The organism is Allonocardiopsis opalescens, from assembly GCF_003002095.1.
In the GTDB taxonomy this organism is placed as follows: Bacteria; Actinomycetota; Actinomycetes; order Streptosporangiales; family Streptosporangiaceae; genus Allonocardiopsis; species Allonocardiopsis opalescens.
In genome coordinates this window covers 404,273-430,406 of the sequence record NZ_PVZC01000001.1, presented here as the reverse complement: position 1 = coordinate 430,406, position 26,134 = coordinate 404,273, and the positions used below count along the sequence as shown (strand labels likewise).

Annotated in this window: 3 protein-coding genes; all 3 read right to left on the bottom strand. The window is 78.5% G+C overall.

Annotation, left to right across the window (positions count from 1 at the left end):
* Nucleotides 1-211 precede the first annotated feature (211 nt).
* The 3 genes from CLV72_RS01705 to CLV72_RS33025 all read right to left on the bottom strand — a co-directional run bounded on the left by CLV72_RS01705 (nucleotide 212) and on the right by CLV72_RS33025 (nucleotide 26,012).
* Nucleotides 212-841: a dTDP-4-dehydrorhamnose 3,5-epimerase family protein gene (locus CLV72_RS01705; protein ID WP_245929809.1), complete on the bottom strand. Its 630-nt coding sequence runs from the start codon at nucleotides 839-841 to the stop codon at nucleotides 212-214.
* Between the two features lie 227 nt (nucleotides 842-1,068).
* Nucleotides 1,069-5,988, bottom strand: a complete 4,920-nt coding sequence (locus CLV72_RS01700) for a type I polyketide synthase (protein ID WP_106238005.1) — start codon at nucleotides 5,986-5,988, stop codon at nucleotides 1,069-1,071.
* A gap of 80 nt (nucleotides 5,989-6,068) precedes the next feature.
* Nucleotides 6,069-26,012 (bottom strand): type I polyketide synthase, encoded by a 19,944-nt coding sequence (locus tag CLV72_RS33025; protein ID WP_281262383.1) that lies wholly within the window; start codon nucleotides 26,010-26,012, stop codon nucleotides 6,069-6,071.
* Nucleotides 26,013-26,134: the final 122 nt, after the last annotated feature.

The following is a 26,134-nucleotide window of genomic DNA, read 5'->3' as shown; positions in this document are numbered from 1 at the left end:
CGGATGCAGACAATTGACACCCAAGATACCTTTGCGCACATTACTGAGGCTTAATGGCCACGGCCAACCCCTAACGCCCCCGAGGTGTCCCCTAGCCGGTTTTCCCCTTCGGCGCACGGCGGGGCCGCGGCCGGGCGCGGCCGCGGGCCGGGCGCGGCCGCCCCGCCCCGGGCCGCGGCCCGGGCGGACCGGGGCGGCGCGGGCGGGCCGGCTACCCGGCCGCGGCCGACGCGCGCAGTTCGGCGTAGCGCGCCTGGCAGGCGGCGTAGTCGGGGAGGGTGCCCAGCCGCTCGGCCTCGCGCAGCGACGGCGCGGCGCGGTCCTCGGCGGAGAGGATGGGCTCGGCGTCGGGCCAGGGCAGCGCCAGTTCGGGGTCGAGCGGGTGCACCCTGATCTCGGTGTCGCGGTTCCAGGTGTTGGAGCACAGGTAGACGACGGTCGCCTCGTCGGTCAGCGGGGCGAAGCCGTGCGCCACTCCCTCGCCCATGTAGAGCACGTGCCGGTTGTCCTCGGTCAGTTCGACGGGCTCGTACCGGCCGAAGGTCGGCGAGCCGAGCCGGACGTCGACCACGATGTCGACGATGGCCCCGCTCACGCAGGTGGCGTAGCGCGCCTGGCCCGGCAGGGCGACGGCGTGGATGCCGCGGATCGTGCCGCGCCGCGAGGTGGAGCAGTTCACCTGGGCGACGTCGAGCGGATGGCCCAGCGCCTCGCGGAACGCGGGCTGGCTGAACACCTCGAGGAACAGGCCGCGGTCGTCGGGGAAGACCTTCGGTTCGAAGACGTAGGAGCCATCAAGTCCAAGCTGCCGAACCCGCATGACGGTGTTCTCCCCATCCATGTCGGCCGACCTTCCGCCGCCTCGAACAAATGGCGCCGGATCCGTTTCGCAATGCCATTCGAAAACGTGTCGCTCCACAGTGCCGGGACTTTCGCGTCACACTTCCCGGCGACCGCTTTTCAGTGGCGAAGAAGACGCCAGTAGCCGAAGATGCCAGCCGCCGGCCCGCCCGGGCAACCCCTAACCGCTCCCCTAGCGGCGGGCGCCGGGCGGGTGGGGCCGCGCCCTCAGGCACCGCCGAACTCCTTGTCGATGAAGGCGAGGACCTCGTCCACGCCGGCGTCCTTGAGCGCCCCGGCCACGCCGGCGCCCTCGGCGGCGCCCGCCGCCTCCAGCCGGTCCAGCAGCGCGCGCAGCCGCGCGGTGACGCGGGTCCGCTCGATCTCCGCCGCGGGCAGGTCGGCAACGGCCGCCTCCAGCCGGTCGAGTTCGGCCAGCACCGGTTCGGCCGCCGCCTCGCCGCCGCACAGCTCCGCCCGCATGTGCTCGGCGAGGGCGAGCGGACTGGCGTAGTCGAAGGCCAGGGTGGCCGGCAGCCGCAGGCCGGTCGCGGCGCCGAGCCGGTTGCGGAACTCCACGGCGGTGATGGAGTCGAAGCCGAGGTCCTGGAAGGCGCGTTTGGGCTCGACCGCGGCGGCGCCCTCGTGGCCGAGGACCGCGGCCGCGTGCCGCCGGACCAGGTTCAGCAGGGTGCGGCCCTGCTCGGCCGGGCCCATCGCTGCCAGCCGGGCCGCCAGCGCCGCCGCCTCGGGGGCGTCCCCGCCGCCGTCCTGCCGGTCCAGGGCGGCGCGCGCCTCGGGCACCGCGTCCAGCAGCGGCCGGGGGCGGGCGAGCGCGTAGGCGGGCGCGAAGGCGGCCCAGTCGATGTCGGCCACCACCAGGTGGGATTCGCCGCCGTCGAGCGCCTGCTGGAGCGCTGCCAGCGCCGGTGCCGGGTCGAGCGGGCGCATGCCGAGGCGCCGCAGGTAGGCGCGGCCCTCCTCGTCGCCCATTCCGTCGCTCCAGGCGCCCCAGGCGATCGCGGTCGCCGCCTCGCCGCGCGCCCGCCTGCGGTGGGCGAGCGCGTCCAGGTAGGCGTTGGCCGCCGCATAGGCGCTCTGCCCGGCGGTGCCCCACACGGCGGCGCCGGAGGAGAACAGCACGAAGGCGTCCAGCGGCCGGCCGGCCAGGATCTCGTCCAGGTGTGCCGCGCCGGCGGCCTTGGCGCGGACGATCTCGGCGACCTCGGCCAGGCTGTGCTCGGCCAGCGGGGCGGCGGCGTGCATCACGCCCGCGGCGTGCACGACGGCGGTCAGCGGGTGCTCGCCGGGGACGGAGGCGATCAGCCGGGCCAGCGCCTCCCGGTCGGAGACGTCGCAGGCCGCGATGGTGGTGGGCACGCCCATCGCCGCCAGCTCGGCCTCCAGTTCGGCCGCTCCCGGCGCCTCGGGGCCGCGCCGGCCGGCCAGCACCAGGTGTTCGGCGCCGGCGGCCGCCAGCCAGCGCGCCACATGCGCGCCGAGCCCGCCGGTGCCGCCGGTGACCAGCACGGTGCCCCGCGGCCGCCAAGCGGGCCGGGCGGCGGACTCCGGCCGGGGCGCCCGCGCCATGCGGCGGGCGAAGAGCCCGCCGGGCCGGATCGCCAGCTGGTCCTCGCCGCCCGCGCCGCCGGCCAGCACGGCCGCCAGCAGGTCGGCCGCCCGCTCGTCGAACACCTCGGGGAGGTCGACCAGGCCACCCCAGGCGTCGGGGTGGTCCAGGCCCAGGACCACGCCCATGCCCCACACCGGCGCCTGCCCGGGGCGGGTCGGCTCGGCGTCGCCGCCGACCGCCACCGCGCCGGCGGTGGCGCACCACAGCGGGGCGGTGACGCCCGCGTCGCCCAGCGCCTGCACCAGGGTGACGGTCCCGGCCGTGCCCCGGGTCAGCTCCGGGTGCTCCTGGTCGGGGCGGCCGTCCAGCGCGAGCAGGGAGAGCACGCCGTCGGGGGCCGGGCCGAGGGCGCGCAGCCGCGCGGCGAGCGCGTCCCGGCCGGCGCCGTCCGCCTCGACGGCGACCACCTCGGCGCCGCGCCGGGCGAGCGCCGCGCTCGCGGCGGCGGCCTGCTCGGACGCCTCGGATCCGGCGGGCACCGCGAGCCACCAGGTGCCGCCCGGCGCGCCGCCGCCGGGTTCGGCAACCGGTTCCCAGCGGACCCGGTACCGCCAGCCGTCCACCTGCCGCTCGGTGCTGCGCCGCCGGTACCAGGCCGACAGCCCGGGCAGCACCCGCTCGACGTCGTCGGGGGCGAGCTCCAGTTCGGCGGCGAGGGCGGCCGCGTCGCCGCTCCGCACCGACTTCCAGAAGGAGTCCGCAGCCGGGTCGGCGGCGCCCGGCTCGCCGCCGGCCGAGCGGGCGGCGCGGTCGCCGAGCCAGAAGCGGCGGCGCTGGAAGGCGTAGGTGGGCAGGTCGACCGCCTCGGCGCCGGTGCCCGCGTACAGCGCCGCCCAGTCCGGGGAGAGCCCGTGGACGTGCAAGCGCGCCACCGCGCCGAGCAGGGCGGCCGCCTCCGGGCGGTCCCGGCGCAGCGTCGCCGTCACCGCCGCCTCCTCGGAGGCGCCGCCGGGCAGGATCTCGCGCACCAGTGCGGACAGCACCCCGTCGGGGCCGATCTCGACGAAGCGCCGTACGCCCTGCCCTTCCAGGTACCGGACGCCGTCGTGGAAGCGGACCGTCTCGCGGACGTGCCGGACCCAGTGGGCCGGGTCGGCCAGCTGCTCGGCGGTGGCCGCGCTCCCGGTCAGGTTGGACACCAGCGGGATGCGCGGCGCCCGGAACTCCAGGCCGCTGACGGCCCGCTCGAACTCGGCCAGCATCGGATCCATCAGCGGCGAGTGGAAGGCGTGGCTGACCGCCAGGCGCTTGACCCGGCGCCCGGCCTCGGCGAGCCGGGCGGCGACGCGCTCGACGGCGGCCTCGGCGCCCGAGACCACCACGGTCCCGGGCCCGTTGACGGCGGCGATCGCCGCCTCCGGCTCCGCCGCCAGCAGCTCGCGCACCTCGTCCTCGCCCGCCCGCACCGAGGCCATTGCGCCGCCGGCCGGCAGCGCCGCCATCAGCCGCCCCCGGGCGGCGACCAGCGCGCAGGCGTCCTCCAGGGAGAGCACGCCCGCGACGTGCGCGGCGGCCAGTTCCCCGACGGAGTGCCCGGCCACGAACTCCGGCACGATCCCCCACGCCTCCACCAGGCGGTACAGCGCGACCTCGACCGCGAACAGGGCGGCCTGGGTGTACCGGGTGCCGTCGAGCAGCGCGGCCTCGGGCGCGGCCGGATCGGCCCACATCACCTCGCGCAGCGGCCGGTCGAGCAGCTTGTCCAGCCGCGCGCACACCTGGTCCAGCGCCTCGGCGAAGACGGGGAAGGCGTCGCTCAGCTCCCGGCCCATCCCGGTGCGCTGCGCCCCCTGGCCGGTGAACAGGAACGCGGTGCGCCCGCGCGCCGCCGCGCCCGTCACCACCAGCGGCGACTCCTCGCCCGCCGCCAGGGCCCGCAGCCCGCGCAGCGCCTCGTCGCGGTCGGCGGCCACGACGACCGCGCGGTGCTCCAGGGCGGCGCGGGTGGTGGCCAGCGCGTAGCCGACGTCGAGCGCGCCCGCGCCGGGGTGCTCGGCGAGGTGGCCGGCCAGCCGGGCGGCCTGGGCGCGCAGCGCGGCCGGGGTCCGGCCGGACAGCGGCCACACCGGGGGCGGCGCCGGCGCGGGGACGGCAGGGTCGGCCGGCTCCGCCGGGGCCGGCGGCGCCGCGGCGGGCGGCTCCTCCACGATCACGTGCGCGTTGGTGCCGCTCACCCCGAAGGAGGAGACGCCCGCCCGCCGGGGCCGTTCGCCGCGCGGCCACGGCTCCGGCTCGGTGAGCAGCCGGACGTGCCCCGCGGACCAGTCCACGTCCGGGCTGGGCTCCTCGGCGTGCAGGGTGCGGGGCAGCCGCTCGTGCCGCATCGCCTCGATCATCTTGATGATGCCGGCCACGCCCGCGGCCGCCTGGCTGTGGCCCATGTTCGACTTGATCGAGCCCAGCCGCAGCGGCCGCTCGGCGGTGTGGTGCCGCCCGTAGGTGGCCAGCAGCGCCTGCGCCTCGATCGGGTCGCCCAGCGTGGTCCCGGTGCCGTGCGCCTCGACCGCGTCGACCTGGTCGGCGGTGAGCCCGGCGGCGGCCAGCGCCTGCCAGATGACGCGCTGCTGGGAGCGCCCGTTGGGGGCGGTCAGCCCGTTGGACGCCCCGTCCTGGTTGACCGCCGAGCCGCGCACCACCCCCAGCACCTCGCGGCCGTTGCGCAGCGCGTCCGACAGCCGCTCCAGCAGCAGCACCCCGACCCCGTCGGACCAGCCGGTGCCGTCGGCGGCCGCCCCGAAGGACTTGCACCGGCCGTCCTTGGCCAGGCCGCCCTGGCGGCTGAACTCCACGAATACGTCGGGGGTGGACATGACGGCGACGCCGCAGGCCAGCGCGAGGGTGCACTCGCCGCGCCGGAGCGCCTGCGCGGCCAGGTGCACGGCGACCAGCGAGGAGGAGCAGGCGGTGTCGATCGCGATCGCCGGGCCCTCCAGGCCGAACACGTACGACAGCCGGCCCGCGACGACGGCGGGCAGGGTGCCGGCCAGTAGGAAGCCCTCGGCCTCCTCCGGCACCGACACCAGCCCGTTGGCGTAGTCGGGGGCCATCACCCCGGCGAAGACGCCGGTCTGGCTGCCGCGCAGCGACAGCGGGTCCATCCGGGCCCGCTCGAACACCTCCCAGGCGGTCTCCAGCAGCAGCCGCTGCTGCGGGTCCATGGCGGTGGCCTCGCGCGGGCTGATCCCGAACAGCTCCGGGTCGAAGGCGCTGGCCTCGCGCAGGAAGCCGCCGCGCTTGACGTAGGTGGTGCCCGGGTGGCCGGGATCGGGGTGGTAGAGCGCGTCGGTGTCCCAGCCCCGGTCGGTCGGGAAGTCGCCGATCACGTCCCGGCCGGCGTCGACCAGCTCCCACAGCTGGTGCGCCGACTCAACCCCGCCCGGGTAGCGGCAGCCGGCCGCGACGATCGCGATGGGCTCCCGCTCCCGGTCCTCCGCCTCGCGCAGCCGCTGGCGGGTCTGCCGCAGGTCGGCGGTGGCCCGCTTGAGGTAGTCGCGGAGCCTGTCGTCGTTGGCCATGGGGCCCACCAATCTCGGCCGGTCGGTCGGCCGGTCCGCACGGACCGGCCGCGGGTCGGGTGCGGCGGCGGCCGCGGGGGTCAGGGCCGCCCCGGAGCGTCCGGCCCGGAGAGGCCGAGTTCGCTGTCGAGTACGGCGAAGATCTCGTCGTCGGTCGCGTCGTCCAGGTCGCCGCCGGGCTCGGCCGGCGCGGCCGCGGCGTCGTCGCGCCAGCGCCGGGCCAGCGCCTCCAGCCGCGCCGCGATCTGGGCATGGTCCCCGTTGGGGGAGGTCACCCCGGCCAGCGCCGCCTCCAGCCGGTCGATCTCCAGCAGCACCAGGCGGGCCGGGTCGGCGGCCTCGGGCGCGATCGCCGCGCCCAGGTAGCCGACGAGCTCGACCGGGGTCGGGTGGTCGAAGACCACGGTCTTGGGCAGGTCCAGGCCGGTGGCCGCGCCCAGCCGGTTGCGCAGTTCGACCGCGCCGACCGAGTCGAAGCCGATCTCGTTGAAGGCGCGGTCCGGCTCGACCTCCTCGGCGCCGTCGTGGCCGAGCACGGCCGCGACGTGCGTGCGGACCAGGTCGAGCAGGGCGCGGTCCCGGTCGCCCGGCTCCAGCGCGGCCAGGGTGCGGGCCAGGTCCGGCGCCCCGGGCCCGGCCGCCGCGGCGGCCCGGCGGACCGGCGCGGGCGCGGGCGCGCCGTCGCGCACCTGGTCGGCCGCCGGGCCGGAGCCTGCGGCCGCGGCGAGCACGGCGGCCGGGACCGGTGCCGCCACCAGCGAGCGGACCGCGGCGACCGGTCCGCCCGCGGCGTCGGCGACCGTGACGGCCACGCCGTCCGGCCCGGACGGCGCCAGGCGGACCCGGACGGCGGCGGCTCCGGTGGCGTGCAGCCGCACCCCCGACCAGACGGACGGCACCACCGGTCCGCCGGCGCCCAGGTCGCCGCCGGCGAGGAAGAAGACGGCGTGCACGGCCGCGTCCAGCAGCGCCGGGTGGATCCCGTAGGCGCCGGCGCCCTCCGCCGCCGCCTCCGGCAGCGCCACCTCGGCCAGCACCTCGTCCCCGTGCCGCCAGGCGGCGCGCAATCCCTGGAAAGCCGGGCCGTAGCCGTAGCCGTGCTCGGCCAGCCGCTGGTAGAAGCCGTCCAGGGGCAGCGGCACCGCGCCCGCCGGGGGCCAGGCGCCCGCCTCGGCCTCGGGCTCCGCGTCCGCCCCGGCGGCCAGCACACCGGTGGCGTGCCGGGTCCAGGGGGCGCCGGCGGGCGCGTCCTCGGCGCGGGAGTACACCCGCACCGGGCGCCGCCCGGTCCCGTCGTCGCCGCCCACCACCGCCTGGAGCGCGACCCGGTCCCGCTCGCCGAGCACCAGCGGTTCGTCCAGGACCAGTTCGGCCAGTTCGCCGCAGCCGACCTCGTCGCCCGCGCGCACCGCCAGCTCCACGAAGGCGGCGCCCGGGACCAGCGCGGCGCCCAGGAGCGTGTACTCCGCCAGCCAGGGCTGGGCCGCCCGGGACAGCCGGCCGGTCATCGTCACGCCGCCGCCCTCGGGCGCGGCCACCGCGGCGGCCAGCAGCGGGTGCCCGGCGCTCGCCAGGCCCGCCGCGGCGACGTCGCCCGCCGCCTCGGTGGAGTCCAGCCAGAACCGGCGCCGCTGGAAGGCGTAGGTCGGCAGCTCGACGGGCTCGCCGGACCGGGCCGGCAGCACCCGCGCCCAGTCCACCGCGCAGCCGCGCGCCCAGGCCCGGCCCAGCGAGAGCAGCATCCGGGGCAGGCCGCCCTCGTCGCGCCGCAGCGACTCCACGGCCGCCGCGGTCGCGCCGGCCGCCTCGGCGGTCTCGGCCACGGCCATGGTGAGGACCGGGTGCGGGCTCATCTCGATGAAGACGCGGGCGCCCTCGTCGAGCAGGGAGCGGGTGACCTGTTCGAAGGAGACCGTCTCGCGCAGGTTGGTGTACCAGTAGGCGGCGTCCAGCCCGGCGGTGTCCAGCCGCCCGCCGGTGACCGTGGAGTGGAAGGGCACCGTGCCGGAGCGGGGCCGGACCGGCTCCAGCGCCGCCAGCAGGTGCTCGCGCAGCACCTCCACGTGCGCGGAGTGCGAGGCGTAGTCCACCGGCACCCGCTTGGCGCGCACCCTGTCCGCGCGCAGCCGCTCGGCGATCGCGTCCAGCTCCGCGCCGTCGCCGGACAGCACCGCCGACTCGGCGCCGTTCGCGGCGGCCAGCGCGACCCCGTCGTACTCGGCCACCAGCTCCGCCGCCCGCTCCGGGGGCAGGCCCACGGCGAGCATCCCGCCGCCGAGGCCGCCCAGCCGCTCGGCCACCGCGCGGCTGCGGGTGACCACGATCCGGGCGCCGTCGCGCAGCGACAGGCCGCCCGCGACGCAGGCCGCGGCGATCTCCCCCTGGGAGTGGCCGACGACCGCGGCCGGCTCCACCCCGAAGGAGCGCCACAGCCGCGCCAGCGAGACCATCACCGCCCACAGCGCGGGCTGCACCACGTCGACGCGGTCCAGCGGGGGCGCCCCGTCCGCGCCGCTCAGCACCTCGCGCAGCCGCCAGTCCACCAGCTCCTCGACGGCCGCCGCGCACTCGTCCAGGTGCCGCGCGAAGACCGGGGAGGCGTCCAGCAGCTCACCGCACATCCCGAGCCACTGCGAGCCCTGGCCGGGGAAGACGAACACCGGGCCGGCACCGGCGCCGGCCGGGCCGGTCGCCTCTCGCACCGCACCGGCGGGCACCGTCCCGCCGGCCAGCTCGGCCAGCCGGCGCAGCGCCTCGCCGCGGTCGCCGGCGAGCACGACGGCGCGGTGCTCCAGCGCGGTGCGGGTGGTGGCCAGCGCGCGGCCGACCGCGCCCGGCTCCAGCCCGGGGTGCGCCTCCAGGTGCGCGGCGAGCCGGCCGGCCTGCGCGGCGAGCGCCTGGCCGCTGTGGCCGGACAGCACCAGGGGCCACACGCCCGCGCGGTCCAGGTCGGCGGGCGGCGCCGCGCCGGGCTCCGGCTCGGGCGCAGCCTCCCGCGGCCGCTCGGGGGCCTGCTCCAGGATCAGGTGCGCGTTGGTGCCGCTGGCGCCGAAGGCGGACACGCCCGCCCGGCGCGGCCGCCCGCCGCCGTCCCACGCCCGCGCCTCGCGCAGCAGCTCCACGGCCCCGGCCGACCAGTCCACATGGCTGGTCGGGGCGGCGACGTGCAGGGTGCGCGGCAGTACGCCGTACCGCATGGCCTGCACCATCTTGATCACGCCCGCCACACCCCCGGCGGCCTGGGCGTGCCCGATGTTGGACTTGAGCGAGCCGACCCACAGCGGGCGCCCGGCCGGGCGGTCCTGGCCGTAGGCGGTGATGAGCGCCTGCGCCTCGATCGGGTCGCCCAGCGTGGTGCCGGTGCCGTGCGCCTCCACGGCGTCCACCTCGCCGGGCTCCACCCCGGCGGCGGCCAGCGCCTGCCGGATCACCCGCACCTGGGAGGGGCCGTTGGGGGCGGTGATCCCGTTGGAGGCGCCGTCCTGGTTGACGGCCGAGCCGCGCACCACCGCGAGCACCCGGTGCCCGTTGCGCTGCGCGTCCGACAGGCGCTCCAGCACCAGCACGCCGACGCCCTCGGACCAGCCGGTGCCGTCGGCGTCGTCGGAGAAGGACTTGCAGCGCCCGTCCGGCGCCAGCCCGCCCTGGCGGCTGAACTCCACGAAGGACTCCGGTGTGGCCATCACGGTGACGCCGCCCGCCAGCGCCAGGGAGCACTCGCCCGAGCGGAGCGCCTGCGTGCCCAGGTGCACGGCGACCAGCGAGGACGAGCAGGCCGTGTCCACCGTGACGGCCGGGCCCTCCAGCCCGTAGGTGTAGGAGACGCGGCCGGCGACCAGGTTGCCGGTGCTGCTGCTGCCCGCGTAGTCGTGGTAGGTGAGCCCGGTGAAGACGCCGGTCCGGCTGCCCTTGAGGCCCGCCGGGTCGATGCCGGCCCGCTCCAGCGCCTCCCAGGAGGTCTCCAGCATCAGCCGCTGCTGCGGGTCCATCCCCAGCGCCTCGCGCGGGCCGATGCCGAAGAAGGCCGGGTCGAAGTCGGCGGCGTCCGCCAGGAAGCCGCCGGCCCGGGTGTAGGAGGTGCCGGCGCGCTCGCCGGTCGGGTCGTAGAGGCGGTCGAGGTCCCAGCCCCGGTCCGCCGGCAGCCCGCCGACGGCGTCGCGCTCCTCGACGAGCAGCCGCCACAGGTCCTCGGGGCCGGCCACGCCGCCCGGGAAGCGGCAGGCCATGCCGACGACGGCGATCGGCTCGCCGGTGGGCGCCGGGGCGTCCGCCGCGGCGGCGCCCCTCGGCTCCCCGGCCACGCCCAGCTCGGCGAGCAGGTGGGCGGCGAGCGCCGCGGGCGAGGGGTGGTCGAAGACGGCGGTCGCCGACAGCCGCAGACCGGTCGCGGAGTTCAGCGCGTTGCGCAGCTCCACGGCGGTGAGGGAGTCGAAGCCGAGGTCCTGGAAGGCGCGGTCCGGCGCGATCGTCCCAGGGCCGGTGTGGCCGAGCACCGCGGCCACCTGGGCGCGCACCAGGTCCAGCAGCACCCGGTCCCGCTCGGCCGCGCTCAGCGCGGCCAGCCGCTCCGGCAGCCCGCCGCCGGCCGGCGCGGCCGGTGCCGCGTCCCGGCGGGTGCGCGGCACCAGGCCGCTGAGCAGCGGCGGTACGCCGTCCGCGCGGGAGCGGACCGCGGCCGGGTCGAAGCGGGCCGCCAGCAGCGCCGCCCCGTCCACGGCCGCGGCGGCGTCCAGCAGCGCGGTGCCCTGGCCGACGGAGAGGGCCCGCACACCGCGCCGCTCGATCCGGGCCACGTCGGCCGCGCCGAGCAGGGCGCCGACGCCGAGCTCGGTGTCCCACAGCCCCCAGGCCAGGGACTGGGCGGGCAGGCCGGCGGCCCGCCGGTGCCGGGCGAGCGCGTCCAGGAAGAGGTTGGCCGCCGCGTAGTTGCCCTGCCCGGGGTTGTCCAGCCAGGCCGAGGTGGAGGAGAACATGACGAAGAAGCCGAGTCCGGCGCCCGCGGTCAGCTCGTGCAGGTGCCAGGCCGCGTCCGCCTTCGGCGCCAGCACCGCGTCCAGGTGCTCCCCGGTGAGGTCGGGCACGACCGCGTTGGCGACGGTGCCGGCGGTGTGCACCACACCGGTGAGCGGCCGCTCGGCCGGGATCGCGGCCAGCAGCGCGGCGAGGGCGTCCCGGTCGGACACGTCGCAGGCGACCACCTCGGCCGTCGCGCCCAGCTCGGCCAGCTCGGCGGCCAGCCCGGCCGCTCCGGGCGCTTCCGGCCCCCGGCGGCTGGCCAGCACCAGGTGCCGCACGCCGCGCTCGGCCGCCAGGTGCCGGGCGACCACGCCGCCCAGCCCGCCGGTGCCGCCGGTGATCAGCACCGTCCCCCGCGGGTCCGCGGCGGGCGGCGGGCCGGCGGCCGCGGCGCACCGGGCCAGCCGGGGGGCGAGCAGGGCGCCGCCGCGCACCGCCGCCTCGGCGACGGGCAGCGCCGCGGCGGCGAGCGCGCCGGAGGCGTCCGCCGGGTCGGCCAGGTCGATGAGGCGGAAGCGGCCGGGCGCCTCGGACTCCGCCGCCCGGATCAGGCCCCACACCGGCGCGGCCGCCAGGTCGGCGACGCCCTCGCCGGGCAGCGCCTCCACCGCCCCGCTGGTCACCACCGCCAGCCGCGCCGCCGCGAGGCGGCTCTCGGCCAGAAGGGCGCGTGCGTGCGCCAGGACGCGGCCGAGGGACGCCCGCACCTCGCCTGGGAGTCCGCCGCCGGGACGGGGCGGGCAGGGCAGCAGCACCAGCGCGGGCGGGGCCGCGCCTCCCTCGACGGCGGCGGCGAGCGCCGCCACGTCGGGGTGGGCCGGCACCGCGGCGCCCAGGGCGGCGGCGAAGGGGCCGGCGTCCTCGCCCAGCACCGCCACCCCGTCCAGCGCCGGGGGCTCGGCCGCCGTCGCGCCGACCGGGATCCATTCCACCTGGTAGAGACCGTCGGTGCGCGGCCCCGGCAGCCCTGCGGCCTCGGCGGGCCGGAAGGCGACGGACTCCAGGGCGGCGACGGGCGCCCCGGTGGCGTCGGCCAGGATGACCTCTCTGGCCTCCGCCCCGTCCGCGGTCAGCCGGACGCGCAGCTCCGCGGCGCCGGAGGCGTGCAGCTCCACCCCGGTCCAGGCGGCCGGCAGCAGCGGTCTGGCGTCGTCCGCGCCGGCCGGCGCCAGCGCGTGGGCGGCGGCGTCCAGCAGGGCGGGGTGGATGCCGTAGCCGTCGACCGGCCCTGCCTGCTCGGGCAGCGCGACTTCGGCGAAGATCTCGTCGCCGCGCCGCCAGGCGGCCCGCAGGCCCTGGAAGGCCGGCCCCCGGAGGTGGCCCGCCTCGGCCGCGTGGGCGGACGCCTCCGCCGGGTCCAGCGGCACCGCGTCGCGGGGCGGCCACACCGACAGGTCGGCGGGGGGCGCCGCGGGCGCCGGCGCGGCGGGGGCGAGCAGGCCGGCGGCGTGGCGGGTCCAGCCGGTGCCGGCGGGGGCGTCCTCCGGGCGGGTGTGCACGGCCACGGTCCGGCGGCCCGCCGCGTCGGCGGCGCCCACCACGACCTGGAGCGCGAGGCGCGCCCGCTCGTCCAGGACGAGCGGGGCGTCCACGGCCAGCTCCGCGAGGACGCCGCAGCCGGCTTCGTCGCCGGCCCGGATCGCCAGTTCGACCAGGGCGCTGCCGGGCAGCACCGCCGCGCCGCCCAGCCGGTGCTCGCCCAGCCAGGGCTGGGTGTCCAGGGACAGGCGCCCGGTCAGCGTCACCGCGCCGCCCTCGGGTGCCGCCACCACGGCGCCCAGCAGCGGGTGGTCCGCGGGGCGGAGCCCGGCTGCGGCGACGTCGCCGGACCCGCCGGAGGGGCGCAGCCAGTACCGCTCCCGCTGGAAGGCGTAGGTGGGCAGCTCCGCGACCACGGGCCCGGCGACGCGCCCGGCCAGCAGGGCGGTCCAGTCCGGGCGCAGGCCGTGGACGTGCAGGGTCGCCAGCGCGGCCACGGCCTGCCGCACCTCGTCGCGGTCGCGGCGCGCGGCGGCCGCCACGGCGGCCTGCTCGGCCGCCTCGCCCAGGGTCTCCAGCACCGGGGAGGCGAGCACGCTGTCGGGACCGATCTCCAGGAAGGAGCGGACGCCCTGCTCGTGCAGGGTCCGGACGCCGTCGCCGAAGCGCACGGCGGCGCGCACGTGCCGCACCCAGTAGCCGGGGGTGGCGATCTCGTCCCCGGCCAGGGCACCGGTCACGTTGGACACCACGGGAACGCGCGGCGCCTGGAAGCGCAGATCCGCGATCGCGGCCGCGAACTCCGCCAGCATCGGCTCCATCAGCGGCGAGTGGAAGGCGTGCGACACCCGCAGCTCACGCGTCTTGTGCCCCGCCTCGGCCAGCCGCGCCGCCACGTCGGCCACCGCCTCGCGGGCACCGGAGACCACGACGGAGTTCGGGCCGTTGACGGCCGCGATCCCGACCCGGTCCTCGATCCCGGCGAGCAGCGGGACGACCTCGTCCTCGGCCGCCTGCACCGCCACCATCATCCCGCCCGCCGGGAGCGCCTGCATCAGGCGCCCGCGCGCCGCCACCAGCGCGCACGCGTCCGCCAGCGACAGCACCCCGGCCACGTGCGCGGCGCTGATCTCCCCGATCGAGTGGCCCGCCAGGAAGTCCGGACGCACCCCCCACGACTCCACCAGCCGGAACAGCGCCACCTCGAAGGCGAACAGCCCCGCCTGGGTGAACACGGTCCGGTCCAGCAGCCCGGCGGCGTCGGACTCCGGCCCGGCCCACAGCACCTCGCGCAGCGAAGCGGCCCCCGCCTCGGCCAGCGCCGCCGCGAGCGGCCCGTCCAAGGCACCGCACAGCTCATCGAAACCCTCGGCGAACACCGGGAAGGCGGCATACAGCTCCCGCCCCATCCCGAGCCGCTGCGAACCCTGCCCGGAGAAGAGCACCGCCAGGCGCCCGGGCCGGACAGCGCCCCGCGCGACGCCGGGGTGCGGCTCACCGGCGGCCAGGGCGGCCAGCCCGGCCAGGGCCTCGGCGCGGTCGGCGGCCAGCACGACGGCGCGGTGCTCCAGTGCCGCGCGCCCGCCCGCCAGCGCCGCGGCGGCCTCGGGGAGGCCGGTCCCGCCGTGCTCGGCCAGGAAGGCGGCCAGCCGCCCGGCCTGGGCGGCCAGGGCGCCGGGCGTCCGGGCCGACACCGCCAGCGGCACCAGCGGGAGCGGCGCGGCCGGGTCCTCGCCGCCGCCCGGCGCGGCCGGGGGCTGCTCGATGATCGCGTGCGCGTTGGTGCCGCTGACGCCGAAGGAGGAGACTCCGAAGCGCCGGGGCCGGTCGCCGGGCTCGTCCCACGGGCGCGGCTCGGTCAGCAGCTCCACCGCGCCGGCCGCCCAGTCCACCTGCGAGGACGGCGCGTCCACGTGCAGGGTGCGGGGCATGACGCCGTGCCGCATGGCCATCACCATCTTGATGACGCCGCCGACGCCGGCCGCCGCCTGGGCGTGCCCGATATTGGACTTCAGCGAACCGAGGTAGAGCGGCCGGTCCTCGGGCCGGTCCTGCCCGTAGGTGGCGATCAGCGCCTGCGCCTCGATCGGGTCGCCCAGCGTGGTCCCGGTGCCGTGCGCCTCGACCACGTCGACCTGGTCGGGCGCCACCTCCGCACTGGCCAGCGCCTGACGGATCACCCGCTGCTGCGAGGGGCCGTTCGGCGCGGTCAGCCCGTTGGAGGCGCCGTCCTGGTTGACGGCCGAGCCCCGCACCACGGCGAGCACGTGATGGCCGTTGCGGCGGGCGTCGGAGAGCCGCTCCAGCACCAGCATGCCCACCCCCTCGGACCAGCCGGTGCCGTCGGCCGCGTCCGCGAAGGGCTTGCACCGTCCGTCCGGCGCCAGGCCGCTCTGCCGGCTGAAGACCACGAAGCCGTCGGCCGTGGACATGACGGAGACGCCGCCCGCCAGCGCGAGGGAGCACTCCCCCGACCGCAGCGCCTGCGACGCCCAGTGCAGCGCCACCAGCGAGGACGAGCAGGCGGTGTCCACCGTCACCGCGGGGCCCTCAAGGCCGAGGGCGTAGGAGACCCGGCCCGAGACCACGGCGGCCGAGCCGCCGCTGATCAGGTACGCCTCCATGTCCTCGGGCATCTCGGCGGGCGGGGCGGCGTAGTCCAGGTCGCCCGCGCCGACGAAGACGCCGACCGGCTCGCCGCGCAGCGCGTCGGGGTCGAGCCCCGCGCGTTCGAGCGCCTCCCACGAGGTCTCCAGCACGAGGCGCTGCTGGGGGTCCATGGCCAGCGCCTCGCGGGGGCTGATCCCGAAGAAGGCGGCGTCGAAGTCGGTCGCGTCGTGCAGGAAGCCGCCCTCGCGGACGTAGGAGGTGCCGGACCGGTTCGGGTCGGGGTCGTAGAGCCGCTCCAGGTCCCAGCCCCGGTCGGCCGGGAACTCGGTGATCCCGTCGCCGCCCTCGGCCACCAGCCGCCACAGGTCCTCGGGGCTCGCCACCCCGCCCGGATACCGGCAGGCCATCCCGACGATCGCGATCGGCTCGTCCGAGGCGGCGGCGGCGCGGACCGGCGGCGGCGCGGCGGCCGTCTGGGTCAGTTCGGCGAGCAGGTAGCCGGCCAGGGCGGCGGGGGTGGGGTGGTCGAAGACGAGTGTGGCGGGCAGCCGCATCCCGGTGGCGCCGCTGAGCCGGTTGCGCAGCTCGACGGCGGTCAGCGAGGCGAAGCCCAGGTCCTGGAAGGCGAGGGCCGGATCGACGTCCGCGGCGCCGTCGTGGCCGAGCACCGCGGCCGCGTGCGTGCGCACCAGCTCGACCAGCAGCGACCGCTGCTCCGCCTCGTCCAGCCCGGCCAGCCGCTCGGCCAGCCGGGTCCGGACCGGCTCGTCCTCCAGCGCCCCGGCGGCCGCTCGGCGGGCCGGCCCGCCGAGCAGCCCGCGCGCCACCGGCGGTACCTGCTCGGCGGCCAGCCGGCGCAGGCCGGCCAGGTCCCAGCGCGCGGCCACGACCGCGGGCTCGGCCAGGCCGAGCGCCGCCCCGAGCAGTTCCATCGCCTCGGCCTCGCCCAGACCCAGGTCGGCGGGGGGCGCGGCGGCGGCGTCGGACTCCGCGTCGGACTCCCAGCGGCCCCAGGCGAGCGAGCGCGCCGGCAGCCCGGCCGCGCTGCGCCGCCGTGCGAGGGCGTCCAGGTAGGCGCCGGCCATGGCGGGCGCGGCCTCGCCCGCGGCGGGGAGCGTGCCGGCGGCCGTGGAGAACAGCACGAAGAGGGAGAGGTCGAGTCCGCTGGTGAGTTCGTGCAGGTTGCGGGCTGCGTCCTGCGCGCGGGACACCGCGTCGAGCCCGATGGGGGCCGGCCCGGCGAGCGGTCCGCCCTCCACCGGCTCCGGGATGTGCACGACCCCGGTCAGCGGCGCGTCGGCGGGCAGCCCGGCCAGCAGCCCGCGCAGCGCCTCGCGGTCGGCGGGGTCGCAGGCGGCGGCGCGGGCGGACGCGCCGAGCCCGGCCAGTTCGGCGGTCAGGCGGGCCGCCTCGGCCGCGTCCGGGCCACCGGAGTGGGCCAGCAGCAGCGTGCGGGCGCCGTGCTCGGCGAGCAGCCTGCGGGCGACGGCACCGGCCCGCGGGTCGGCCGCTCCGGTGAGCAGCACCGTCCCGGCCGGGTCGAGCGCCGGCGGCCGGGCCTCGGCCGGCGGCCGCGCCACGGCCAGCCGGGGGCTGAGGACGGTGCCCGCGCGCACGGCCAGCTGCACATTGTCCGCCGACCGCGCCGCGACGGCCGCGAGGACGGCGCCGAGCGCGCCGGCCGGGTCGTCGGCGTCGGCCAGCGCGAAGCGGCCGGGCGCCTCCGCCTGGGCGGCGCGCACCAGCCCCCACACCGCGGCGCCCGCCGGGTCGGGGGCGTCGGCGTCGGCGGCGGCCACCGCGCCCCTGGTGACCACGACGAGCGTGGTGCCCGCAGGTCCCTCCCCGGCCGCCCAGGCCCGCACGGCGGCCAGGACACCGCCGTCCGCCTCCCGGACGGCCTCGTCCGCCGGGGCGGGCGGGCAGCTCAGCAGCGCCATCCGGGGCGCCGCCCCGCCGGCGGCCGCGGCCAGCGCGGCCACGTCGGGGTAGGCGACGGCGCCGCCGAGGGCCGCGCCGAGGCCGAAGGGGTCGGCGCCGATGATCGCCGCCTCACCGGCGCCCGGTCCGGGCGCGGGGCCGGCCGCCGCGGGCTCGGCCGCCCACTCCAGCCGGTACAGCGCGCCCGCGCGGCCGCGGTGCTCAGCGCGCGCCGCCTCCAGCCGCTCGGCCGAGAGCGGGCGGCGGCGGACGGAGCGCACCTCGGCGACCGGGCCGCCCGCCGGGTCGGCGAGGGTGACGGCCTGCCCGCCCGCGCCGTCGGAGGCGATCCGCGCCCGGATCCGCTCGGCGCCCGCCGCGTGCAGCCGCAGCCCGGACCACTCCCAGGGCAGCGCGGGGCCCTCTGCGGTCCCGGGCGGCGCGGCCGCGCGCAGCGCCGCGTCCAGCAGCGCCGGGTGCAGTCCGAAGGCGGCGGCCGTCCCGTCGCCGGGCGCCGCGACCTCGGCGAAAACCTCGTCGCCGCGCCGCCAGAGCGCCCGCAGCCCGGCGGGCCGGGCCGCGTCGCCGTCCGGCGCGACCGGGACCTGGCGTGCCCCCGGAGGGGGCCAGGACGCGAGTTCGGCGTCCTGGGCGGGCGGCGCGGCCTCCGCCGGGGCGAGCACACCGCCGCCCAGGCGCGACCAGCGCTGCTCGGGGCCGGCGTGCTCGGGCCGGGCGTACAGCTCGACGCCGCGCCGGCCGGAGGCGCCGGCGGCGGCCACCACCACCTGGACGGCGAAGCGGTCCCGCTCGTCCAGGACCAGCGGGGTGTCCAGGGCCAGTTCGTCCAGCACCGGGCAGCCGACCTCGTCCCCGGCGCGGACGGCCAGCTCCGCCAGCAGGCTGCCCGGGACGAGCACGGCGTCCAGCACCCGGTGCTCGGCCAGCCACGGCTGGGCGTCCAGCGACAGCCGGCCGGTCAGCGTCGCGGCGCCGTCGGGAGCGGCCACCACCGCGCCGAGCACGGGGTGCTCGGCCGAGCGCAGGCCCGCCGCGGTGACGTCGGCCGCCCCGGCCGCGCCGTCCATCCAGAAGCGGCTGCGCTGGAAGGGGTAGGTGGGCAGCTCGACGTGGCGGGGCGCGGCCCCGGTGAGCAGCGCGGACCAGTCCACCGGCACGCCGTGCGCCCAGGCCTGGCCCAGGGAGGCGATGAGCCGGTCCGGGCCGCCGTCGTCGCGGCGCAGGGTGCCGACCGCCAGCACGTCGTCGGCGCCGGCGGCCGCGGCGGTCTCCTCGACGGCCATCGTCAGCACCGGGTGCGGGCTCAGCTCCACGAAGGCGCGGACACCGCTCGCGAGCAGGTCCCGGGTGACGCGGGCGAAGGAGACGGTCTCCCGCAGGTTCGCGTACCAGTATTCGGCGTCCAGGGCGGTGGTGTCCGCCACCACGTTCCCGGTCACCGTGGAGTGGAAGGGCACCGCGGCGAGGCGCGGCTCGATCCCGGCGAGTTCGGCCAGCAGGCCGTCCCGCAGCACCTCCACGTGCGCCGAGTGGGAGGCGTAGTCCACCGGCACCCGCTTGACCCGCACGTCGTCGCGCCTGAGGTCGGCGGCGAGCGCGTCCAGGGCGGCGCCGTCACCGGAGACGACCACCGAGCCGGCGCCGTTGACCACCGCCAGCGAGAGCCCGTCGCCCCGCTCGGCCAGCAGCTCGCGCACCCGCTCCTCGGGCAGCCCCACCGACAGCATCCCGCCGCCGAGCCCGGTCAGCCGCTCGGCCACGGCGCGGCTGCGCGCCACCGCGATCCGGGCGCCGTCGTCGAGTGAGAGCGCCCCGGCGACGCAGGCCGCCGCCACCTCGCCCTGCGAGTGCCCGACCACCGCGGCCGGGGTGACACCCGCCGAGCGCCACAGCTCGGCCAGGGAGACCATCACCGCCCACAGCACCGGCTGCACCACGTCGACCCGCTCCAGCGAGGGCGCGCCCTCGACGCCGCGCAGCACGTCCAGGACGCGCCAGTCGACGTGCCGCTCCACCGCGGCGGCGCACTCGCCCAGCGCCCGGGCGAACTCCGGGGAGGTCTCCAGCAGCTCCAGGCCCATCCCCGGCCACTGCGAGCCCTGGCCGGGGAAGACGAACACCGCCTCCGCCGCCGTCGGGCCCGCCGCGCCCGCCACCGCGCCCGCGCCGTCCCGCCCCTCGGCCAGGGCGCGCAGCTCTCCCGGCGCCGCCGCGCCGTCGCGCACCACCACGACCGCGCGGTGCTCCAACTCGGTCCGGGTGGTGGCGAGGGCGTGCGCCACGTCGAGCGGCCGCGCCTCGGGCAGCTCGGCCAGCCGGTCGGCGAGGCGCCCCGCCTGCGCGCGCAGCGCCTCGGCGGTCTTCGCCGACAGCGGCCACGGCACCACCGCGGGTTCGGGGCCGTCCTCAACCGGCTCCGCGGCCTCCGCTGGGGGCTGCTCAATGATCACGTGCGCGTTGGTGCCGCTGATGCCGAAGGACGAGACTCCCGCCCGGCGCGGATGCCCGTCCGCCTCCCAGGGGCGCGGCTCGGTCAGCAGCTCGACCGCGCCCGCCGACCAGTCCACCTTGGTGCTGGGCGCGTCCACGTGCAGCGTCTTCGGCATGACGCCGTGCCGCATCGCCTGCACCATCTTGATCACGCCCGCGACGCCCGCCGCCGCCTGCGTGTGCCCGATGTTGGACTTCAGCGAGCCCAGGTACAGCGGTCGGCCCTCGGGGCGCTCCTGCCCGTAGGTGGCCAGGAGGGCCTGCGCCTCGATCGGGTCGCCCAGAGTGGTGCCGGTCCCGTGCGCCTCCACCACGTCCACCTCGGACGGGGTGAGCCCGGCGCTCGCCAGCGCCTGCCGGATGACCCGCATCTGGGACGGGCCGTTGGGCGCGGTGATGCCGTTGGAGGCGCCGTCCTGGTTGGTCGCCGAGCCCCGGACGACCGCGAGGACGCGGTGGCCCTTGCGGCGGGCGTCCGACAGCCGCTCCAGCACCAGCACGCCGACGCCCTCGCCCCAGGCCACCCCGTCGGCGGCGTCGGAGAAGGACTTGCACCGGCCGTCGCGGGCGAGGCCGCGCTCCTGGGTGAAGGCGATGAAGGAGTCGGGGGTGGCCATGACGGTGACGCCCCCGGCCAGGGCGAGGGAGCACTCGCCGGAGCGCAGCGCCTGCGCCGCCCAGTGCAGCGCGACCAGCGAGGACGAGCAGGCGGTGTCCACGGTGACCGCCGGGCCCTCCAGGCCGAGGGTGTAGGCGACGCGGCCCGACACCATGCTGCCGCCGGTGCCGCCGCTCGCGTAGTCGTGGTACATCATGCCCGCGAAGACGCCGGTGGGGCTGCCCTTGAGCCCGGCGGGGTCGATCCCGGCGTGTTCGACGGCCTCCCAGGAGGTCTCCAGCAGCAGCCGCTGCTGGGGGTCCATGGCCAGCGCCTCGCGCGGGCTGATGCCGAAGAAGCCGGGGTCGAAGTCGGCGGCGTCGTGCAGGAAGCCGCCCTCGCGGGTCACCGAGGTGTCCGGCCGCCGGCCTTCCGGGTCGTAGAGGCCGTCCAGGTCCCAGCCCCGGTCGGTCGGGAACAGGGAGATGCCGTCGCCGCCCTCGGCCACCAGCCGCCACAGCTCGTCCGGGCTGCTCACCCCGCCCGGGTACCGGCAGGCCATGCCGACGATGGCGATCGGCTCGTCGGTCGCGCCGACCGCCATGACCGCCCCCGACCGGTCGGCCGCGCCGTCGACCTCGGCCAGCAGGTGCTCGGCCAGCGCCAGGGGTGTCGGGTGGTCGAAGACCAGCGTGGCCGGGAGCCGCAACCCGGTCGCCTTGCTCAGCCCGTTGCGGAACTCCACCGCCGTCAGCGAGTCGAAGCCCAGGTCCTGGAAGGCGCGCGCCGGCTCGACGCCCTTGGCGTCGGCGTAGCCCAGCACCGCCGCCACCTGTGCCGCCACCAGCTCCACCACCGCGGCCCGGCGGCGCGACGCCTCCACCCCCGCCAGCCGCTCGGCCAGCGCCGAGCCGCCGCCCGCCGCCGCGGCGGTCCGGCGCGCCGGGCGGCCGGCCAGGCCGCGCAGCAGCGCGGGCAGCTCCTCGCCCCTGGCCCGCAGGGCGGCGAGGTCCCACTTCACCGGGGCGAGCACCGGCAGCCCGGTCCGGACGGCGGTGTCGAGCAGCCGCAGCCCTTCGGCGTCGGGCAGCGGGAGCGCGCCCGAACGGGCCAGCCGCGAGCGGGCCGCGGCGTCCAGCCCGCCGGCCATACCGCCCGCCTGCTCCCACAGGCCCCAGGCCAGCGAGACCGCGGGCAGCCCGGCCACCCGCCGGTGCTGGGCCAGGGCGTCCAGGAAGGTGTTGGCCGCGGCGTAGCCCGCCTGCCCGGCGCCGTCCACCAGGCCCGAGGTGGAGGAAAACAGCACGAACATGCCCAGGTCCAGCTCGCGGGTGAGTTCGTGCAGGTGCCAGCCGGCGTCCGCCTTCGGCGCCAGGACGGCGTCCAGCCGCTCGGGCGTCAGCGCGGTGACGACTCCGTCGTCCAGGACGCCCGCCGTATGCACCACACCCGCCAGCGGGGCCCCGGCCGGAACGGAGTCCAGCAGCGCGCGCAGCGCCGCCCGGTCCGACACGTCGCACGCGGCCACCCGCACCGAGGCGCCCGCACTCTCCAGCTCCGCCACCAGTTCGGCCGCGCCCGGCGCATCCGGGCCGCGCCGGCTCGCCAGCAGCAGGCTCCGCACCCCGTACTCGGCCACCAGATGCCGCGCCACCAGCGCGCCCAGCCCACCGGTACCACCCGTGACCAGCACCGTGCCCGGCAGCTCCGGCCGCGCGGCCGGCCCGTCCGCGCCGTGCAGGCGCACCAGCCGGGGGGCCAGCACCGCGCCGTCGCGGGCGGCGAGTTCGGGGGCGCCCGACGCGGTGAGCGCGGCCAGCTCGGCGAGCGGGACGGAGGCGTCGGTGTCCACCAGGGCGAAGCGCCCCGGGTGCTCGGCCTGCGCGGAGCGCACCAGTCCCCACACCGCGGCCGCCGCCAGGTCCGCCACGCCCTCGCCCGGCACCGCCTCGACCGCGCCCCGGGTGACCACCACCAGGCGCGCGCCGGCGGGCCCGTCCTCGGCCAGCACCGCCTGGACCCCGGCGAGCACGCGGTGCGTCAGCGCCCGGACCGCCTCCGGGAGTCCGGCTCCGCCCGGTGCGGAGACGGCGGGCAGCACCACGGCGCCGGCCGGGCCGTCGCCCGGTGCCGCGTCCCCGCCGCCGATGGCGGCGAGGGAGGCGGCGTCCGCGTCCGGTACCAGGGCGGGGGCGGGCGCCGCGCCGGATGGAACCGGCACTGCGGTCCACTCGACCCGGTACAGCGGCTCACCCCCCGGGGCGGCGTCGAGCCGGTCGCGGGACACCTCGCGGGTGACCAGCGAGCGCACCGAGGCGACAGGGCCGCCGGAGGGGTCCGCCAGCGCGATGGACAGGCCGCCGCCCTCGCCGGGGGCGACGCGCACCCGCACCCGGGTGGCGCCGCCGGCGTGCAGTTCGACGTCCGACCAGGCGAAGGGGACGGTCGGGGCGTCCGGCTCGGCCGCGCCGCCGGCGAAGGCGGCGGCGTGCAGGGCGGCGTCGAACAGGGCGGGGTGGATGCCGAAGGCGCCGGGCGCCTCGCCTTCGGGCAGCGCCGCCTCGGCGAAGACCTCCTCGCCGCGCCGCCAGACGCTGCGCAGCCCCTGGAAGAGCGGCCCGTACTCCAGGCCGGTCCCGGCCTGCCGCTGGTAGAAGCCGTCCAGAGCGACCGGTTCGGCGCCCGGGGGCGGCCAGGCGGCGGAGTCCGCGACCGGGAGGGCGGCGCCCCCGCCGGCGGGAACGAGCATGCCGGCGGCGTGCCGGACCCAGCCGTCCTCGGCCGGGCCGTCCTGCGGGCGGGCGTAGACGCCCACGCTCCGGCGGCCCGCCTCGTCGGCGGCGTCCACCACCACCCGGATCACGACCGGGGCGGCGTCGCGGACCACCAGCGGCGCCTCCAGGGCCAGCTCGGCGAGGACGCCGCAGCCCGCCTCGTCGCCGGCCCGCACGGCCAGCTCCACCAGGGCGGTGCCGGGCACCAGCACGGTGCCGTGGACCCGGTGCTCGGCCAGCCAGGGGTGCGTGTCCAGCGAGATGCGGCCGGTCAGGGTGACCGCGCCGCCGTCCGGGGCGGCGACGACCGCGCCGAGCACCGGGTGGCCGGCGGCGGCCTGGCCGAGCCGGGCCGGGTCGGCCGCGGCGGCGCCGGGCGAGTCGAGCCAGTAGCGCTGCCGCTGGAAGGCGTAGGTGGGCAGCTCCACCGGGCCGGCCGCCTCGGGGAGCAGCGGGCTCCAGTCCACCCGCGCGCCGCGGGCGTGCAGCTCCGCCAGCGCGGTGACGGCCTGCCGCACCTCGTCGCGGTCGCGGCGGGCGGCGGCGGTGAAGCGCGCCTCGGCCTCCTCGGGCAGGTTCGGCGGCCCCATGGCCGCCAGCACGCTGTCCGGGCCGACCTCCAGGAACGTGCGCACGCCCTGGTCGTGCAGGGTCCGGACGCCGTCGCCGAAGCGCACGGCGGCGCGCACGTGCTCCACCCAGTAGTCCGGGGTGGCGATCTCGTCCCCCGCCACGGCGCCGGTCACGTTGGACACCACGGGGACGCGCGGCGCCTGGAAGGACAGGCCGCCGATCGCGGCCGCGAACTCCGCGAGCATCGGCTCCATCAGCGGCGAGTGGAAGGCGTGCGAGACCCGCAGCGGCCGCGTCTTGTGCCCCGACTCGGCCAACCGGGCGGCGATCCCGGCCACCGCCTCGCGGTCACCGGAGACCACGACCGAGGCCGGGCCGTTCACGGCCGCGATCCCCACCCGGTCCTCGGCGCCGGCCAGGAAGGGCAGCACGGTGTCCTCGGCGGCCTGCACCGCCACCATCACCCCGCCGTCCGGGAGCGCCTGCATCAGCCGGCCCCGGGCCGCGACCAGCGCGCACGCGTCGGCCAGGGAGAGCACCCCGGCGACATGCGCGGCGCTGATCTCGCCGATGGAGTGGCCCGCCAGGAAGTCCGGGCGCACGCCCCAGGACTCCAGCAGCCGGAACAGCGCGACTTCGAAGGCGAACAGGCCGGCCTGGGTGTAGAGGGTCTGGTCGACCAGGCCCTCGTGCGGGCCGCCGGGTTCGGCCCACAGCAGTTCGCGCAGCGACGCGGCCCCCGCCTCGGCCAGCGCCGCCGCGAGCGGCCCGTCGAAGGCGCCGCACAGCTCGTCGAAGGCGTCGGCGAACACCGGGAAGGCGGCGTGCAGTTCACGGCCCATGCCGAGCCGCTGCGAGCCCTGGCCGGAGAAGACGACGGCCAGCCCGCCCTCGCGCGCCGCCCCCCGCACCAGGCCCGGGTGCGGCTCGCCCGCCGCGAGCGCGCGCAGCCCGGCCACCGCCTCGGCGCGGTCGGCCGCCACCACCGCACCGCGGTGGTCCAGCAGCGAGCGGGTGGTCACCAGTGCCGCCGCCACGTCGGGCAGCCCGGCGTCGGCCTGCTCGGCGAGGAAGTCGGCCAGCCGCCCGGCCTGGGCGGCCAGGCCCCGCTCGCCCCGGCCCGACACCAGCACCGGGACCACCGGCGGTACGGCCGGAGCCCCGGCGGCGGGCTCGGCCGCCGTGTCGGCCGGTTCCTCGGCCGGCGCCTGCTCGATGATGACGTGCGCGTTGGTGCCGCTGATGCCGAAGGACGACACCCCGGCCCGGCGGGGGCGGCCCTCGGCCGCCCAGGCGCGCGGCCCGGTGAGCAGTTCCACGGTCCCGGCCGACCAGTCCACCTGCGACGAGGGCGCCTCAGCGTGCAGCGTGCGGGGCAGCACCCCGTGCCGCATCGCCTGCACCATCTTGATCACGCCCGCGACGCCCGCCGCCGCCTGGGTGTGCCCGATATTGGACTTGACCGAGCCGAGGTACAGCGGCCGCCCTTCGGGGCGCTCCTGTCCGTAGGTGGCGATCAGCGCCTGCGCCTCGATCGGGTCGCCCAGCGTGGTGCCGGTGCCGTGCGCCTCCACGGCGTCCACCTGGTCGGCCGGCACTCCCGCGCTCGCCAGCGCCTGCCGGATCACCCGCTGCTGGGAGGGGCCGTTGGGGGCGGTGATCCCGTTGGAGGCGCCGTCCTGGTTCACCGCGCTGCCGCGCACCACCGCGAGCACCCGGTGCCCGTTGCGGCGGGCGTCCGACAGGCGCTCCAGCACCAGCACGCCGACGCCCTCGGACCAGCCGACCCCGTCGGCGGCGTCGGAGAAGGACTTGCACCGGCCGTCCGCCGACAGCCCGCGCTGCTCGCTGAACTCCACGAAGGACTCGGGGGTGGCCATGACGGAGACGCCGCCGGCCAGCGCCAGGCGGCACTCGCCGCGCCGCAGCGAGTGGGCGGCGAGGTGCAGGGCGACCAGGGAGGAGGAGCAGGCGGTGTCGACCGTCACCGCGGGGCCCTCGAGGCCGAAGGTGTAGGCGACCCGGCCCGACACCATGTTGCCGTCGCTGCTGCTGCGGCCGTAGTCGTGGTACATCACCCCGGCGAAGACGCCGGACGGGCTGCCCTTGAGCCCGGCCGGGTCGATGCCGGCCCGCTCCAGCGCCTCCCAGGAGGTCTCCAGCAGCAGCCGCTGCTGCGGGTCCATGGTCAGCGCCTCGCGCGGGCTGATCCCGAACAGGTCCGGGTCGAACTCGGCCGCGTCGTGCAGGAAGCCGCCCTCGCGGGTGTAGACCGAGCCCGGCGCCTCGCCCGAGGGGTCGTAGAGCCGCTCCAGGTCCCAGCCCCGGTCGGCCGGGAACGGGGTGATGCCGTCGCCGCCCCGCTCGACCAGCCGCCACAGGTCCTCGGGGCTCGCCACGCCGCCCGGGTAGCGGCAGGCCATGCCCACGATCGCGATCGGCTCGTACTCGCGCTGCTCGGCCTCGTGCAGCCGCCGCCGTGCGTCGCGCAGATCCGCGGTGGCCCGCTTGAGGTAGTCGACCAGCTTCTGCTCGTTTACCACCGAGTCACCTCGATCACAGATCCCGCGACGTCGAAATAAAGAATTGTGCGCACCGGGCGGACGGCCGGAACCGCATGAGCACATGGACAGGCAAATGGCGCCCGGCATACCGGAATGCACAT